Origin of the sequence: Pseudomonas sp. P39-UII1 (genome assembly GCF_039672635.1) — a bacterium.
GTDB lineage: Bacteria > Pseudomonadota > Gammaproteobacteria > Pseudomonadales > Pseudomonadaceae > Aquipseudomonas.
Genome location: NZ_JBDFPP010000002.1, coordinates 149832 through 163920 on the forward strand (window position 1 = coordinate 149832; position 14089 = coordinate 163920).

Sequence of the window (14089 nt, forward strand, 5' to 3'; positions counted from 1 at the left end):
CAACTTCTAGGAGAACAGCATGAAATTCAGTGAACAGTGGCTGCGCGGTTGGGTAAACCCGCAAGTCTCCCGTGACGAACTGGTTGCCCGCCTGTCCATGGCCGGCCTCGAAGTCGACAGCGTAACCCCTGCTGCCGGCCAGTTCAGCGGCATCGTCGTTGGCGAAATCCTCGCCACCGAACAACACCCGGACGCCGACAAGCTGCGCGTCTGCCAGGTGAGCAGCGGCCAGGAAACCTTCCAGGTGGTGTGCGGCGCCCCCAATGCGCGCCCGGGCATCAAAATCCCGTTCGCCATGATCGGCGCCGAACTGCCTGGCGACTTCAAGATCAAGAAAGCCAAACTGCGCGGCGTCGAGTCTTTCGGCATGCTGTGCTCGGCGGCTGAGCTGCAGATCAGCGAAGAAAACGACGGCCTGCTGGAGCTGGCCGCCGACGCCCCGGTTGGCGAAGACATTCGCAAGTACCTGAGCCTGGACGACGCCAGCATCGAGATCGGCCTGACCCCGAACCGCGGTGACTGCCTGTCCCTGGCTGGCCTGGCCCGCGATGTCAGCGCCCTGTACAACGTCCCGGTCACCCGCCCGGTGGTCCCGGCCGTAGCGCCTGCCCATGACGAAGTGCGCCCGGTCGAAGTTTCTGCCCCGGCCGTGTGCCCACGTTACCTGGGCCGGGTCATCCGCAACGTCGACCTCAGCAAGCCGACCCCGCTGTGGATGGTCGAGCGCCTGCGCCGCAGCGACGTGCGCAGCATCGACGCCGCCGTCGACATCACCAACTACGTGATGCTCGAACTCGGCCAGCCGATGCACGCCTTCGACCTCGCCGAAATCAACGGCGGCATCCGCGTGCGCATGGCTGAAGAGGGCGAGAAACTCGTCCTGCTCGACGGCCAGGAAGTGGCCCTGCGTGCCGACACCCTGGTCATCGCCGACCACACCCGCGCCCTGGCCATTGCTGGCGTGATGGGTGGCGAGCACAGCGGCGTCAACACCGAAAAAACCCGCGACCTGTTCCTCGAAAGCGCCTTCTTCGAGCCGATCGCCGTTGCCGGCAAGGCCCGCTCCTACGGCCTGCACACCGATGCCTCGCACCGCTACGAGCGCGGCGTCGACTCGCAGCTGGCCCGCGAAGCCATGGAGCGCGCCACCGCGCTGGTCCTCGAGATCGTCGGCGGCGAAGCCGGCCCCATCGTCGAAGCCGTCAGCCAGCAGCACCTGCCGCAAGTCGCCCCGGTGACCCTGCGCGCCGAACGCATCACCCAGATGCTCGGCATGGAACTGGACGCCGCCCAGGTCGAGCAGATGCTCAATGCCCTGGAGCTGACCACCACAGCAGACGGGGCAGGGCAGTGGACCGTCAAGGTTCCAAGCCACCGCTTCGACATCAGCCTGGAAGTCGACCTGATCGAAGAGCTGGCCCGCCTGTACGGCTACAACAGCCTGCCGGTCCGCTACCCGCAGGCGCGCCTGGCCCCCACCGCCAAGCCAGAAACCCGCGGCGAGCTGCCCAACCTGCGCCGCCTGCTGGTCGCGCGCGGCTACCAGGAAGCCATCACCTACAGTTTCATCGACCCGAAGCTGTTCGAACTGTTCAGCCCAGGCGTAGAGCCGCTGCTGCTGGCCAACCCGATCTCCAGCGACATGGCCGCCATGCGCGCCTCGCTGTGGCCGGGCCTGGTCAAAGCCATGCAGCACAACCTCAACCGCCAGCAAGACCGCGTGCGCCTGTTCGAAAGCGGCCTGCGCTTCGTCGGCCAGCTCGGCGACCTGAAGCAGCAGCCAATGATCGCCGGTGTCGTCACCGGCAGCCGCCTGCCAGAAGGCTGGGCGAACGGTCGCGACAGCATCGACTTCTTCGATGTGAAAGCTGACGTGGAAGCCCTGCTGGGCTACTCCGGCGCCCTGAGCGACTTCACCTTTACCGCCGGCAAACACCCAGCCCTGCACCCCGGCCAGACCGCTGTGATCCAGCGCGACGGCAAGGATGTCGGCTACCTCGGTGCCCTTCACCCAGAGGTCGCCAAGGCCCTGGACCTGGACCGCCCGGTGTTCGTCTTCGAGCTGGTGCTCGCTGAGGTGGTCGAAGGCCGCCTGCCGAAATTCAGCGAACTCTCCAAGTTCCCGGAAACCCGTCGTGACCTGGCGTTGATCGCAGGACGTGATGTCGCTTCTAACGCGGTGCTTGAAGTAATTCGTGACAATGCAGGCGAATGGCTCACAGACCTCAGGCTGTTTGACGTCTACCAAGGTAAAGGTATTGATCCTGATAGAAAAAGCCTGGCCGTCGGCTTGACCTGGCAGCATCCATCGCGCACTCTTAACGACGATGAGGTGAACACTACCCTGCAAAACATCCTCACCTCGCTCGAACAAAGGTTGAACACCACGTTAAGGAAATAACGGCATGGGTGCTCTGACGAAAGCTGAGATGGCCGAAAGGCTGTACGAGGAGCTGGGGCTTAACAAGCGTGAGGCCAAGGAGTTGGTCGAGCTGTTTTTTGAAGAAATTCGGCACGCACTTGAAGAGAACGAGCAGGTCAAGTTGTCCGGTTTCGGCAACTTCGACCTTCGCGACAAACGCCAGCGGCCGGGCCGCAACCCCAAAACCGGGGAAGAGATCCCGATCACCGCTCGCCGCGTCGTCACCTTTCGTCCAGGGCAGAAGTTGAAGGCCCGGGTTGAGGCCTATGCTGGAACCAAGCCATAACGACGAACTGCCCCCCATACCGGGCAAACGCTACTTCACCATTGGTGAAGTCAGCGAGTTGTGTGCCGTAAAGCCACACGTGCTGCGGTACTGGGAGCAGGAGTTCCCGCAGTTGAACCCTGTGAAGCGGCGGGGCAATCGGCGGTATTACCAGCGCCAGGACGTGCTGATGATCCGCCAGATCCGCGCGCTACTGTATGACCAGGGGTTCACCATTGGCGGGGCGCGGTTGCGGCTCTCCAGTGATGAGGTGAAGGATGAGTCAAGCCAGTACAAGCAGCTGATTCGGCAGATGATTGTCGAGTTGGAGGATGTGTTGGTGGTGTTGAAGAAGTAGGCTTTTCCGATGAGTGGAATTTTTTGAAAAAAAAGGTTCCATTTATCAAAAGGTTAGGGTACATTCTTCAACGTTCTCGGCAACATTGAGAACATGCTTCAAAGCCCAGTCGGGGCGTAGCGCAGCCCGGTAGCGCACTTGCATGGGGTGCAAGGGGTCGAGTGTTCGAATCACTCCGTCCCGACCATTATTTAAACGATTAAGCCACCTTCGGGTGGCTTTTTTGTTTCTTGGATTGAGCAATTTCGAAGGCGTGCTATTTAACAGCTAAATCAGAGACGCGCGGTGATTATTGCTTCTGCAATGCCGTATAGGCAGGAAGAGGGTTGCTGCAGAGGGGCTGGCCAAGCAGTGAGTCATCAGGAAATCTCCTAGATCCGAGTTGTTCTCTTGTTATTTATCTGTAGGAAATTTCCTTTTTTTTGATAGGCTTTTGCCATCAAGTAAAGAGGAAAATGTGATGCCCACCGTAATCGCCGAGAACGATACATCGCAGTGGGAGGACCAAACAGGCGCTGTCTACCATTTTCCCAAGCGCTACCTACGCTGGCTCGGTGAGGGAACCGAGGTGATCTACTACAAAGGGCGGATTACGGACAAATCTTTTGCCGCAGTCCGCCTCAGTCCCCGCCCGCATTATTTTGGTAAGGCACGCATCGGCAAGGTCTACGCCGACTCGAAAAGTGACAAGGGAGACCTTTATGCACTTATCGAAAACTTCACGCCGTTTGAAGGCGCAGTCCCCTCAAAAATTGGGGGAGCGTATCTGGAAACCATACCCGCCAGTCGCGTGAAAAACTATTGGCGTGACGGAGTTCGGCCCATTTCCCAAGCGGACTTCGACGCCATCTTAAACCACGCGATGCTTCCCGACGAGGGTCATTCAGCAGTTTCGGATATTGAAGGCGATCCATTCATCTTTGAGTCGGCCAATGAGGGCAGCAAGTCCAGCTACTTTGGAACTCGCTACGAGCGCCGCAAAGACCTGAGGATGAAGGCCATCGCCATCCACGGGCTTGACTGCAAGGGATGTGGGTTTGATTTCGAACAGGCGTACGGCGAACACGCCAAAGGCTTCATTCACGTTCATCATGTGGTACCGATTTCTGAGTTCGGTGGCGAGAAAGCTGTGAACCCTGAAACGGACCTCGTCACGTTATGCGCTAACTGTCACGCGGTTGTCCATCGTAAGCGGGACATGACTCTCAGCATGGCTGAGCTTAAAGGAATGGTGCGCGGGCGATGGGTATTCAGCTACTAAGTGCACACCCACGACTAGCGATAGTTATCAGGCAACCCAGCGCTACAGCGGTTTATCCAGCAACCCAACCCCACACAACTGCATCTACCCCTTGCAGCAGCGGCCGGCGGTGGAGGCCTACTCCCAACCGCCGGCAATAAGGACGGTTACTCCACGCTACAAACCCAGCGATGGTTATGCCGGTATGGCGCTCTGGTAAATGCGACGTCTGTTACAAGGGTCATGCCGCGCTCTTGAAGGGCTTCGGTCAGTTGAGCGAGTGTCTCTGCTTCGATAGTCATTGCTGTTACCTCGTCAGATTTACTGCGTTCATAATTCCTGACCGGTTGGGCAACCGCGGGATTCAATTTTTTTGATCGCGGCTTCGATCTACGCGGCTACTCGTGGGACAGTGAGAGCGCGCTCACGATGCAGATTGAGCCGTCGTCTGCTGCAGTGGCGTCGGTGTAATCAACCTGGTTGTAGACGCCGCCATGGAAGTTCAGCAGCGATGAGCGCCACGAACTGTCCATGTGTAGGCTGCCGGACGATCCGGCCTTGCCATTGCAACTGGCGGTCACGGTCAAGGCACCCGAGGCGAGCACGCGGAGGGTGACGGTGAACTTCGCACCCAGGGGCACGCCTTTGAGCAGCGTGGTGTTGACCGGGGTGGACTGGTTGAACGTTTCGCGGAACCCCAGGGTGATGTTGCCTTTGCTCCAGAAGACCTTCACTGGCGGGCTGTCATCGTCCTTCACGTGCAGTTGCGAGATCACCACTTTCTGCGCGGAGTTGACTTTGGTCAGCGTCATTTCCTGCATGTTGATGTGCTCGGCTGCGCTGGCCAGTAACCAGTAGTTGGGCTCTTTCCATTCGCAGCGCGTGCGGTGGGTGCTTTTACTCGACGCGCCTTTGGTTGGCGCCGAAAACTGGACCGAGCCATCGGCCAGGGCAGTCACCACGTCTAGGTAACGTGCGAGCGCTTCGGCCCCGCTGAGCTCGAGGGCTACGGGGTTGGTAGGTGAAGTGGCCACAGGGGTCGTGATCGTTAGATTGCTGATGTTCACGGTCATGGGTAGGTCTCCTGACGATAAAAATCCTGGTCAGTGCATGCGCCTGCTCGTGCCGGGGTAAAGCCTTTGGATTTCAGGGCAAGCGCTCGCGAATACTTTAGACAGTGCACCGTCAGCGTCAATCAACCCAGCGCCACAGCGGCTCGTCTAATAGCCCAACCCCGCTAAGCTGGGTCTGGCCCTGAATCTTCTCCAGCTCCAGCACATCGCACCCGTCACACGCTGACAGCGCCTCAATCAACGGGGCGCTGTGCGATACCACCCAAACCTGGCTACGTTGCGAGGCGCGTATGATCAGCCGCGCCAACGCAGGCAGCAGGTCAGCATGCAAACTGGTTTCCGGCTCGTTAAGCACCATCAGCGACGGCGGCCGTGGCGTCAGCAGTGCGGCCATCAACAACAGGTAACGCAAGGTGCCATCCGACAGCTCCGCACCACCCAACGGCCGCAACAGCCCATGCTGATGCAGGCGTACGCTGAACAACCCACCCGGCGGCGCATCGATCTCCAGGCGGCTACCCGAGAACGCGTCATCCAGTGCTGCTACGAGGTCTTCAACTTCGCCAATCTCGATGATGGTCTGCAACGCCGAGGCAAGGTTGCGGCCATCGTGATGCAGCACTGGCGAGCGCGTGCCCAACTGCGGTTGGCGACAGGGCGCGTCGCGGTCGATGCGAAAGTGATCGTAGAACCGCCAGCTGTTGATGAACGCGCGCAGCTCGCCGATCTCCGGTGCCTGGCGGGGCCGGCCGACGATGTTGAAAAAGCTCTCGCAACTATCGGCATGCTGATCCAGCACCGTCCAGCTGTTGCCCTCTCGGGCACGAACCATCGCGTTTTTACGTTCAACCAACAGGGACGCTGGCCGGTACGCACCGGCGCCCCAGATGGCTTCGGTTTTGATCTCGGGGTCGAGCATGAACGCGGTGGGATAGGGCAGGGGAATCGGCAGGCCGAGGGAGATAGCAAAGCCGAAATCTTCTGTGGCGAAGCCGAGGCGCAAGCGTTTGGCTTCGCTTGGGTGCTGGCCTTGGATGGGCACTTCGCCGCGTTTCATGCGGGCGCTGGCCTGGGGGCCGGCCCACCAGGTCGAATCCAGGCCGCCTTCGCGGGCGAGCGCTTCGATCACGCCGCCTTGGGCGGTTTCGGCGAGCAGGCGCAGGGCCTTGTAGAGGTTGGATTTGCCGCTGCCGTTGGCACCCGTCACCAGGTTGAGTTGGCCTAACGGCAGCACGAGGTGGTTGATCGAGCGGTAGTTGCCGATGGCGAGGGTGGTGAGCATGTGGTGCGTCCCAGCTTGAACTGAGTGGCCGATTGTGGCGGAACTGGGGCTCGCTTACTACCGATCAAGATGACTTCGGCAGTGGGGGGCGGTCGCCTTCGAGCTGGTCCAACAGGGCGCGAACCATCGTGTTCAGGTGATGGGACGCGGCGACCATGCGCTGGTCGCCTAGCATGACGCCCGTGTGGTTGAGATGGCGGGCACAGTCCATCAGTTTTGTGGCTTGGGCTTTGGCTACCGTGCCAGGTGTTCCCGGGATGACGGTGAACAGGGGTTGGCTTAGCCCGTAGCGGTGGTCTGGATTGCCTGGATTTGCGCTGGTTGGGAGGGTGTCATTTGGCATGGATGCCTTCTCTCAGGGGCTTGAGTTGCTGGGGCCGCTGTGCGGCCCTTCGCGGGCAAGCCCGCTCCTACAATGACGGTGCTGGCCCGCGAGGGTCGTTACCGTTCAGGTTTTCATCATGCCCAGTTCAGCATCGTCGAGCAGGGCCTTGGCCAGGGCGCAGAGGTAGTGGGAGGCCCACAGCAACTGCGGTTTGTCTTCCATCAGGCCGTCGATGGACAGGTCGCGGGCGTAGCCCATCAGTTCGGAGGCTTGTTCGCGGGCGTTCTGGCAGGGGATGCCGGGTTCGATGCGGAACAAAGGGTGGGTGTGGTTTTCACCTTGGTAGAAGGTGGTTTTGCCGACGGTGAAGTGGGTTTCTTCGGTGGCCATTGATTGATCTCCCTGAAGTTGTAGATGCCTGGGCTGACCGCTGGAAGTGGCAGGCCAGGCAGATCATGCTGCGGGCTAGTGCATTGGCTGCGGGGCGGCTGGTTTTTGTATTTGAACCAGCGCGGACTCGAGCAATTTGCGCAGTGTTTCCAGCTCGTGCATTGAGGCCATGATCAACAAGGACACGGGGGATCTGGGCTGCATCAGCATCGCCTGCTGGGCAACGACTTCCGCGCAGAGTGCGTAGTCGGCGGCCATTATCAGCGTGTCTTCGAGGGAGTGGAGATAGTGGGGTGGATCGGGAACGATCTTCAGCATGGTGTGGCTCCTGTCGTAGTGGAGCAACCACCAACCGCGGCTAAACGAATGGGTGGCAGCTGTACGCGGGTTAGCCGACCGGGACGTCAGGCACCCGGCGCACCCGAAGGTGCCCCACGCACAGCCGCCATAAAGGCGCTAATGCCGATTGCTCGGTATTGCACGGCTGTTGTGTCCGACGATTTTTTGGGCGGCTAACCCAGTCGTTGAGTGACAACGACGGGCCGACACTAAAGTCCACTTTTAGCGGGTGCAACGAAAAACAGGCGTCGGCAGTATCTTTGGGAAATGCCCTACAAGAAAGGGGTCTAATCTGATTTTCTTAGCCGGTGGCTGTAACAGGATATTAGGGAAATTCAACGCGCGGTTGAGCATGTCCCAGCTTGAACTGAGTGGCCGATTGTGGCGGAACCGGGGCTCGCTTACTACCGATCAGATGACTTCGGCAGTGGGGGACGGCCGCCTTCGAGCTGGTCCAACAGGGCACGAACCATCGTGTTCAGGAGATGGGACGCGGCGACCATGCGCTGGTCGCCTAGCATGACGCCCGTGTGGTTGAGATGGCGGGCACAGTCCATCAGTTTTGTGGCTTGGGCTTTGGCTACCGTGCCAGGTGTTCCCGGGATGACGGTGAACAGGGGTTGGCTTAGCCCGTAGCGGTGGTCTGGATTGCCTGGATTTGCGCTGGTTGGGAGGGTGTCATTTGGCATGGATGCCTTCTCTCAGGGGCTTGAGTTGCTGGGGCCGCTGTGCGGCCCTTCGCGGGCAAGCCCGCTCCTACAATGACGGTGCTGGCCCGCGAGGGTCGTTACCGTTCAGGTTTTCATCATGCCCAGTTCAGCATCGTCGAGCAGGGCCTTGGCCAGGGCGCAGAGGTAGTGGGAGGCCCACAGCAACTGCGGTTTGTCTTCCATCAGGCCGTCGATGGACAGGTCGCGGGCGTAGCCCATCAGTTCGGAGGCTTGTTCGCGGGCGTTCTGGCAGGGGATGCCGGGTTCGATGCGGAACAAAGGGTGGGTGTGGTTTTCACCTTGGTAGAAGGTGGTTTTGCCGACGGTGAAGTGGGTTTCTTCGGTGGCCATTGATTGATCTCCCTGAAGTTGTAGATGCCTGGGCTGACCGCTGGAAGTGGCAGGCCAGGCAGATCATGCTGCGGGCTAGTGCATTGGCTGCGGGGCGGCTGGTTTTTGTATTTGAACCAGCGCGGACTCGAGCAATTTGCGCAGTGTTTCCAGCTCGTGCATTGAGGCCATGATCAACAAGGACACGGGGGATCTGGGCTGCATCAGTATCGCCTGCTGGGCAACGACTTCCGCGCAGAGTGCGTAGTCGGCGGCCATTATCAGCGTGTCTTCGAGGGAGTGGAGATTGTGGGGTGGATCGGGGACTACTTTCAGCATAAACCCTCTCAGTGCCGTCAAGGGCTGCCGCACTCCCGCTGTCAAACGGAAGGGTGGCAGCTGTTCGTGGGTTGACAGACCGAGGGCACTGAGAATCCCGGCGCACACAAAGGTGCCCCACGTACAGCTGCCATAACTGGCATTGCACATGCACTCAGTGACTCACGGTCTGTCAAAACCGTATCGCTGATTAGTAGCGATTGGCCGAGACTATGATTCACGTTTTGCGGGTGCAACGAAAAACAGGCGTCGGCAGTATCTTTGGGAAATGCCCTACAAGAAAGGGGCTTAATCTGATTTTCTTAGCCGTTGGCTGTAACAGTGGATTACTGCTTCGTAACTCCCAATAATTTTGCTATAACTTCGGGCCCCTCAATGGACTGAGCCTGATGATGTTTCGCGAATCCCTTCTTCTCATTGCCACCGCTGTCCTCCTGACGGCCTGTGGCGACGATGCTACCCGCTATGCAGTCTCCGATGAGCACTGCCAACCCGACTACCTGAAGACACTACCTGCCGATGGCGCGCGGGATTCGCTGGTCGAAAAGTGCATGGCTCGATAGCGGGTCAACTTGCTCCAACCGCAAGACATGGAAGCGGCCACCCTACGTGGTCCTTTTACTAATGGACGTTTTGAAGACAGAGGTCTCTATGCTCGCCAAGAAAATGCTGTTCGCAGGTCTGATCGCCACGCTCGCCGGGTGCGGGACGATTGGTAACAATGTCGTTTCGGATGCAGAACTTGCCCGCAAGGCCGCCTTTGCCCTGGATACCACGGCCGACCAGGTCACCATTTCCGATCGCTCCGGCGAAGTCTCCGGCGCCATCAACTTCGTTGCCGCTACCCGTGGCCGCAAGCACCAGTGCTATATCACCACAGTGATGGGCGCAGTGAGCTCCAGCGCCATCTGCTCGGGTGCCAATTCGGTAAACAGTGCCAACGCCGGTTCCAGTGCCGGTAACAGCAACTGCAATGCGCTGCAGAGTGCCGCTGGGCAATGCCGCTGAACTGACGCTCTCGCCAGCTCTGCACGAGGGCTGGCGGGAGAACGCGTGAGTGTGAATCTTTTTTTGTCCGCTGGGTCAAGTAATGAGTCCCTTCCGTCCGAGAGGTTCTCATGCACGCTTACACCGTACGTTATGTACTCAACGGCACTCCCTCCATTCACACCTTCGAACTCAAGCAGCCCAGCCTTGCCCTTCACGAGGCGGCGCTCCACTTGATGGTGCTGCACTTCGGCGATGGCGAGAACAGCCTGGTCATGCCGCCTGCCGATGCGGCCCCTGAAGAAATCCTGGCCCAAGCCGAGGTGCTCGGTTTGTCACAGATCGAGGTGGGCTGATCCTTTCCGTCGTCACAGGCGTTGGGTCCGCTTGGCAAAGCAGGCCCGCGTCTTCAGACTGGTGTGCGCAGTGCATCCCCTCGGCATGATGGCCAGCTGATTCGCTCTCGGCTGCGGTTGGAAACTCATAACTAAGGAAGGTCATGGCCTACCCGAGATGCATTAAATCGCTCAGCCTGTTGCTAGCCGCGACCACGCTAGCCGCCTGCGTCCCCTGGAAGCGCGAGCGCGCCGCCTACGCCGACCTGTGCCAATCCGAATTCCAGTTCAAAGTCCCCGGCCCCAAAGGCGAAAGCACCCTCTACCTGGAAACCTACCTCTACGACCACGCCGCCCTATGGGGCGAGAAGCGGTACGAACAAGCCCTGTACGTTCAATACCCGGGCGAGAAATACCCACGCCCCGAGTTCTACGTCCAGCTCATCGCCTACAACACAGACCGCCAACGCCCTTCAACCAACTCCAGCGGTGGCGAGCCGCCAATCCCGATCGTCTACGACAGTCGCCAGGCCTACATCACCTTCGAAGACGGCTCCCGCCTGAACGCGCGGCCCGAGCTTTACCTGGGCATCAACGAAACCTACGACTTTCCGGTCGTGTACGCACCGGCCGCACGCCCATCGCCTTACGACATCAACAGCGACGAAGTACACCGCAACATCCCCAAGATGACCAACAACAAGCGCTACGGCTCTGCCTATGTGATTTTCCAGACCGACAAGTTCGATGCCGATTCCAAATGGACCATCCACCTGGGCGCGCTCGAGGTGCAAGGCCAGAAGCTACCGATACCACCGCTGGAACTCTGCTACCACCCCGTGAAGAAGTGGATGGGTATCGAGCCTTTGATGCGGCCATGAGCTGATGGAATGTCCCAAAAATGACGATTGAAGCCTTCGCCCCGTACCAGCATCTTGCCGCCGAGCTGCTGAAGCATCTGCCAAGCGGGCAGCAGGACGGCTCCCACGACCTGTCCCACATCCATCGCGTATGGGTCAACGCTCAGCGAATCCGACAGGTAGAGGGCGGCGACCTTGAAGTGCTGTTCGCGGCCACGGTGCTGCACGATTGCGTGGCCGTGGAGAAGGATTCGCCGCTTCGCGGGCAGGCATCGACGCTGTCGGCAGAAAAGGCCGCTTCAGTCCTGGCTGCCATGGGCTGGCCCGTGCGGCGTATCGAGCAGGTGGCGCATGCGGTCAAAACCCACAGCTATTCGGCTGGCTTCGAGCCTTTGACGCTGGAGGCCAGAATTCTGCAAGACAGCGACCGCCTCGATGCAATCGGGGCGGTGGGTATCGCCCGGTGCTTCTATGTGGCGGGGCGCATGGGTTCGTCGCTGTACGATTGCACCAACCCCAGCGCGCAGGGCAGGGCGTATCAGGACACAACCTTCGCCATCGAGCACTTTCATACCAAGCTGCTGCAGCTTGCGTCAGGGTTCCAGACCGGCGAAGGGGCGCGGCTTGCGGCCTTACGCCATGCGAGGCTCCAAGCGTATCTCGACGATTTCATGGATGAGGTCGGTACGCTCGGCAATCTCGCTTGAACTGCCCAACAACAGGTGTGCCTAACGAACATCACCCAGAGGGCAGCACCATGACCGAGCAGAAAGACGACCCCAAACAAAGCCAGGTACCGGCGCATTCCACGGAAGAGGAAAAGGCCAAGCTCAAGGACAGGAACAAGGACGGCATCCCGCCGGGCGCCGAGTGAAGCTCGCACCCTGAACCCTAAGCGCAACTGGAGAACGATCATGGCAATCGATCACAATGGCCCCGATGCCCCTTACCCCGGCCCCGCCGAGGGCGCACCCGATACTGGCGCAGGCCACGGCTCGGGGCTGGAGCAAGCCGAGTCCGAACCCAAGCAAGGCGTTGGTGAGAAATGGTCGCAGAACCGGCCCGAAGACTGGAACCCGCCACCTGGCAACCCCGGGTCGGATCAGGATGCCCAGGTCGAGCGGGATAACGGCACCGCGCGCACAGACGAGGACAAACTGCAGCAGCGCGGGAGCAGGGAAGGCGAAGTGCCGCTGCCTGCCGACGACCAGTCGCCGGTAGATGAAGAGATGAGGGATGTGGACGCCAACAATTCGGTCTCCAGCGAGCACCCGAAATCCCGCTGAGCAACGAGGGATGCAGCGATGAACATCGAGCAAACCGTAGCAGGTGGCAGCGACCGCGACATGCCCCCTTCACCCGACCCGGCAGTGGACCCTGACCACCCCACGGTCCCTGATCCGGATGACGATCCGCTGATGAATGAGGAAGAGGGCGGCGACCGGCAGGGGGCTGATGATGACGCACAAACGGTCAGGCAAAGCGTCGAGCAACCTTACGATTATCAGCCGCCGGGTAACAAATAAAGAGTTCGGTGATGGGCCTGTGGAAGCGGCCTTGTGTCGCGAAAGGGCTGCTCCCACACACATACACACGCACATCCACAAAGCCTCATCCAGCTCAAAGCGCTTGAGTCATCCGATTGAACGTTTCAGCACCCCACGCCGTCGGTACTTCCAAGTCTTTCGCATTTGGAGGCAATCCCCATGAAGTACCGCGCACTCGGCAACACCGGCCTGCTCGTTTCCGAACTGGTCATCGGCACCGTCCCATTCGGTGGGCGGGGGGCGTTCGAAAAGACCGGTAGCGTCGATGTCACCCAAGCCAGGCGCATGTTCGACATGGCCTTCGACGCCGGGGTGAACCTGGTCGACACCGCAGACCTTTACTCACAGGGCCTGGCCGAGGAAATCGTCGGCCAGGCCCTGGGCCAGCGGCGCGATTCGATCATCCTGGCCAGCAAGGCGCGCAGCCCGATGGGCGACAACCCCAACGACAGCGGCGCCTCGCGCTACCACCTGGTCCGCGCCTGCGAAGCCAGCCTCAAGCGCCTGGGCACTGACCATATCGACCTCTACCAGATCCACAACTGGGACGGCATCACGCCGGTGGAAGAAACGCTGTCGGCCCTGGACAACCTGGTGCAAAGCGGCAAAATCCGCTACTTCGGCAGCTCCAACTACACCGCCTGGCAAATGATGAAAACCCTCGGCAGCGCCCAGCTCAACGGCTGGCAGCAACCCGTTTCCCAGCAGATCTACTACACCCCTGAAGCCCGCGAGGCCGAGTACGAGCTGCTGCCCATGGCGCTGGACCAGGGCTTCGCCACCCTGGTGTGGGGGCCGTTGGGGGAGGGGTTGTTGACCGGCAAGGTGCGGCGCGGGCACAAGACGCCGGCCGGTACGCGTCAGGGCAATGACTGGCCAGAGCCCTACGTGCACGACAAAGAGCGTGCGTACGACATCATCGAAGCGCTGATCGAGGTTGGCCAGCGCCACGGCTGTTCGCCGGCGCGGGTGTGCCTGGCCTGGCTCAAGGACCGGCCGGGCATTACCAGTGTGATCACCGCCGGGCGCACGGTAGAGCAGTTGCAAGACAACCTGCAGGCGGTGGAGCTGGTGCTGACGGCTGAAGACCAGCAGCAGATCGAGCGGGTGACGCGGATTGCGCCCCAGTACCCGTACTGGCACCGGATTGCGGCGGGCATGGACCGGATCGACCCGGCAGAGGCGCCGTTCATCGAGCTGCACCGGCAGACGATGAAGCTGCAATCGGAGTAAAAGTCTGAAGCGGCGGGGCGGCGCTTGTCATTCAAGGCTGCCCCGTGCCCGCCG

The 14089-nt window shown here is 60.4% G+C and carries 18 protein-coding genes and 1 tRNA gene; 13 read left to right on the forward strand and 6 right to left on the reverse strand.

What is annotated here, in order from left to right; genetic code table 11:
* The first annotated feature begins 19 nt into the window (after window positions 1-19).
* The 5 genes from pheT (at window position 20) to ABEH27_RS03380 (ending at window position 4306) form a co-directional block, all read left to right on the forward strand.
* On the forward strand, window positions 20-2401 hold the full coding sequence (gene pheT, locus ABEH27_RS03360) for a phenylalanine--tRNA ligase subunit beta (protein WP_346612199.1): 2382 nt from the start codon (window positions 20-22) through the stop codon (window positions 2399-2401).
* 4 nt (window positions 2402-2405) lie between these two features.
* Window positions 2406-2708, forward strand: a complete 303-nt coding sequence (gene ihfA / locus ABEH27_RS03365) for an integration host factor subunit alpha (RefSeq protein ID WP_003250679.1) — start codon at window positions 2406-2408, stop codon at window positions 2706-2708.
* Window positions 2689-3045: a MerR family transcriptional regulator gene (locus tag ABEH27_RS03370; protein WP_008100384.1), complete on the forward strand. Its 357-nt coding sequence runs from the start codon at window positions 2689-2691 to the stop codon at window positions 3043-3045. Before ihfA ends, ABEH27_RS03370 begins: the two co-directional genes overlap by 20 nt.
* Before the next feature lie 110 nt (window positions 3046-3155).
* Window positions 3156-3232: transfer RNA gene (locus ABEH27_RS03375), tRNA-Pro, on the forward strand.
* A gap of 273 nt (window positions 3233-3505) precedes the next feature.
* A complete protein-coding gene (locus ABEH27_RS03380) occupies window positions 3506-4306 on the forward strand; it encodes an HNH endonuclease (RefSeq protein ID WP_346612200.1) in 801 nt (266 codons plus the stop codon).
* A 377-nt stretch (window positions 4307-4683) separates the two neighbouring features.
* Here ABEH27_RS03380 and ABEH27_RS03385 read toward each other — a convergent pair whose 3' ends face one another.
* The 6 genes from ABEH27_RS03385 to ABEH27_RS03410 all read right to left on the reverse strand — a co-directional run bounded on the left by ABEH27_RS03385 (window position 4684) and on the right by ABEH27_RS03410 (window position 9073).
* A complete protein-coding gene (locus ABEH27_RS03385) occupies window positions 4684-5358 on the reverse strand; it encodes a polysaccharide lyase family 7 protein (protein ID WP_346612201.1) in 675 nt (224 codons plus the stop codon).
* A gap of 118 nt (window positions 5359-5476) precedes the next feature.
* Window positions 5477-6640, reverse strand: a complete 1164-nt coding sequence (locus ABEH27_RS03390) for an AAA family ATPase (protein ID WP_346612202.1) — start codon at window positions 6638-6640, stop codon at window positions 5477-5479.
* Window positions 6641-7088: 448 nt separating this feature from the next.
* Window positions 7089-7355: a DUF3077 domain-containing protein gene (locus tag ABEH27_RS03395; RefSeq protein ID WP_346612203.1), complete on the reverse strand. Its 267-nt coding sequence runs from the start codon at window positions 7353-7355 to the stop codon at window positions 7089-7091.
* Between the two features lie 75 nt (window positions 7356-7430).
* Window positions 7431-7673, reverse strand: coding sequence for a hypothetical protein (locus ABEH27_RS03400; RefSeq protein WP_346612204.1), 243 nt, complete (start codon window positions 7671-7673; stop codon window positions 7431-7433).
* An 815-nt stretch (window positions 7674-8488) separates the two neighbouring features.
* On the reverse strand, window positions 8489-8755 hold the full coding sequence (locus tag ABEH27_RS03405; protein ID WP_346612203.1) for a DUF3077 domain-containing protein: 267 nt from the start codon (window positions 8753-8755) through the stop codon (window positions 8489-8491).
* A 75-nt stretch (window positions 8756-8830) separates the two neighbouring features.
* Window positions 8831-9073 (reverse strand): hypothetical protein, encoded by a 243-nt coding sequence (locus ABEH27_RS03410; protein ID WP_346612205.1) that lies wholly within the window; start codon window positions 9071-9073, stop codon window positions 8831-8833.
* Between the two features lie 392 nt (window positions 9074-9465).
* On the opposite strand from ABEH27_RS03410, the gene trbK reads away from it, so the two are divergent.
* The 8 genes from trbK to ABEH27_RS03450 all read left to right on the forward strand — a co-directional run bounded on the left by trbK (window position 9466) and on the right by ABEH27_RS03450 (window position 14035).
* Complete coding sequence (gene trbK / locus ABEH27_RS03415) at window positions 9466-9636, forward strand: entry exclusion lipoprotein TrbK (protein ID WP_346612528.1); 171 nt, start codon at window positions 9466-9468, stop codon at window positions 9634-9636.
* A gap of 88 nt (window positions 9637-9724) precedes the next feature.
* Window positions 9725-10081, forward strand: coding sequence for a hypothetical protein (locus ABEH27_RS03420; protein ID WP_346612206.1), 357 nt, complete (start codon window positions 9725-9727; stop codon window positions 10079-10081).
* Window positions 10082-10191: 110 nt separating this feature from the next.
* Window positions 10192-10416, forward strand: coding sequence for a hypothetical protein (locus tag ABEH27_RS03425; RefSeq protein WP_346612207.1), 225 nt, complete (start codon window positions 10192-10194; stop codon window positions 10414-10416).
* Window positions 10417-10559: 143 nt separating this feature from the next.
* Window positions 10560-11276, forward strand: a complete 717-nt coding sequence (locus ABEH27_RS03430) for a hypothetical protein (protein WP_346612208.1) — start codon at window positions 10560-10562, stop codon at window positions 11274-11276.
* Window positions 11277-11296: 20 nt separating this feature from the next.
* The gene (locus ABEH27_RS03435) at window positions 11297-11962 is read left to right on the forward strand and encodes an HD domain-containing protein (protein WP_346612209.1); all 666 of its coding nucleotides are present in this window, start codon (window positions 11297-11299) and stop codon (window positions 11960-11962) included.
* A 207-nt stretch (window positions 11963-12169) separates the two neighbouring features.
* Window positions 12170-12541 carry a hypothetical protein gene (locus ABEH27_RS03440; RefSeq protein WP_346612210.1) on the forward strand — a complete coding sequence of 124 codons (372 nt, stop codon included), beginning with the start codon at window positions 12170-12172 and terminating at the stop codon, window positions 12539-12541.
* A gap of 18 nt (window positions 12542-12559) precedes the next feature.
* Window positions 12560-12781, forward strand: a complete 222-nt coding sequence (locus ABEH27_RS03445) for a hypothetical protein (RefSeq protein ID WP_346612211.1) — start codon at window positions 12560-12562, stop codon at window positions 12779-12781.
* A 180-nt stretch (window positions 12782-12961) separates the two neighbouring features.
* The gene (locus ABEH27_RS03450) at window positions 12962-14035 is read left to right on the forward strand and encodes an aldo/keto reductase (protein WP_346612212.1); all 1074 of its coding nucleotides are present in this window, start codon (window positions 12962-12964) and stop codon (window positions 14033-14035) included.
* The last annotated feature ends 54 nt before the right edge of the window (window positions 14036-14089 follow it).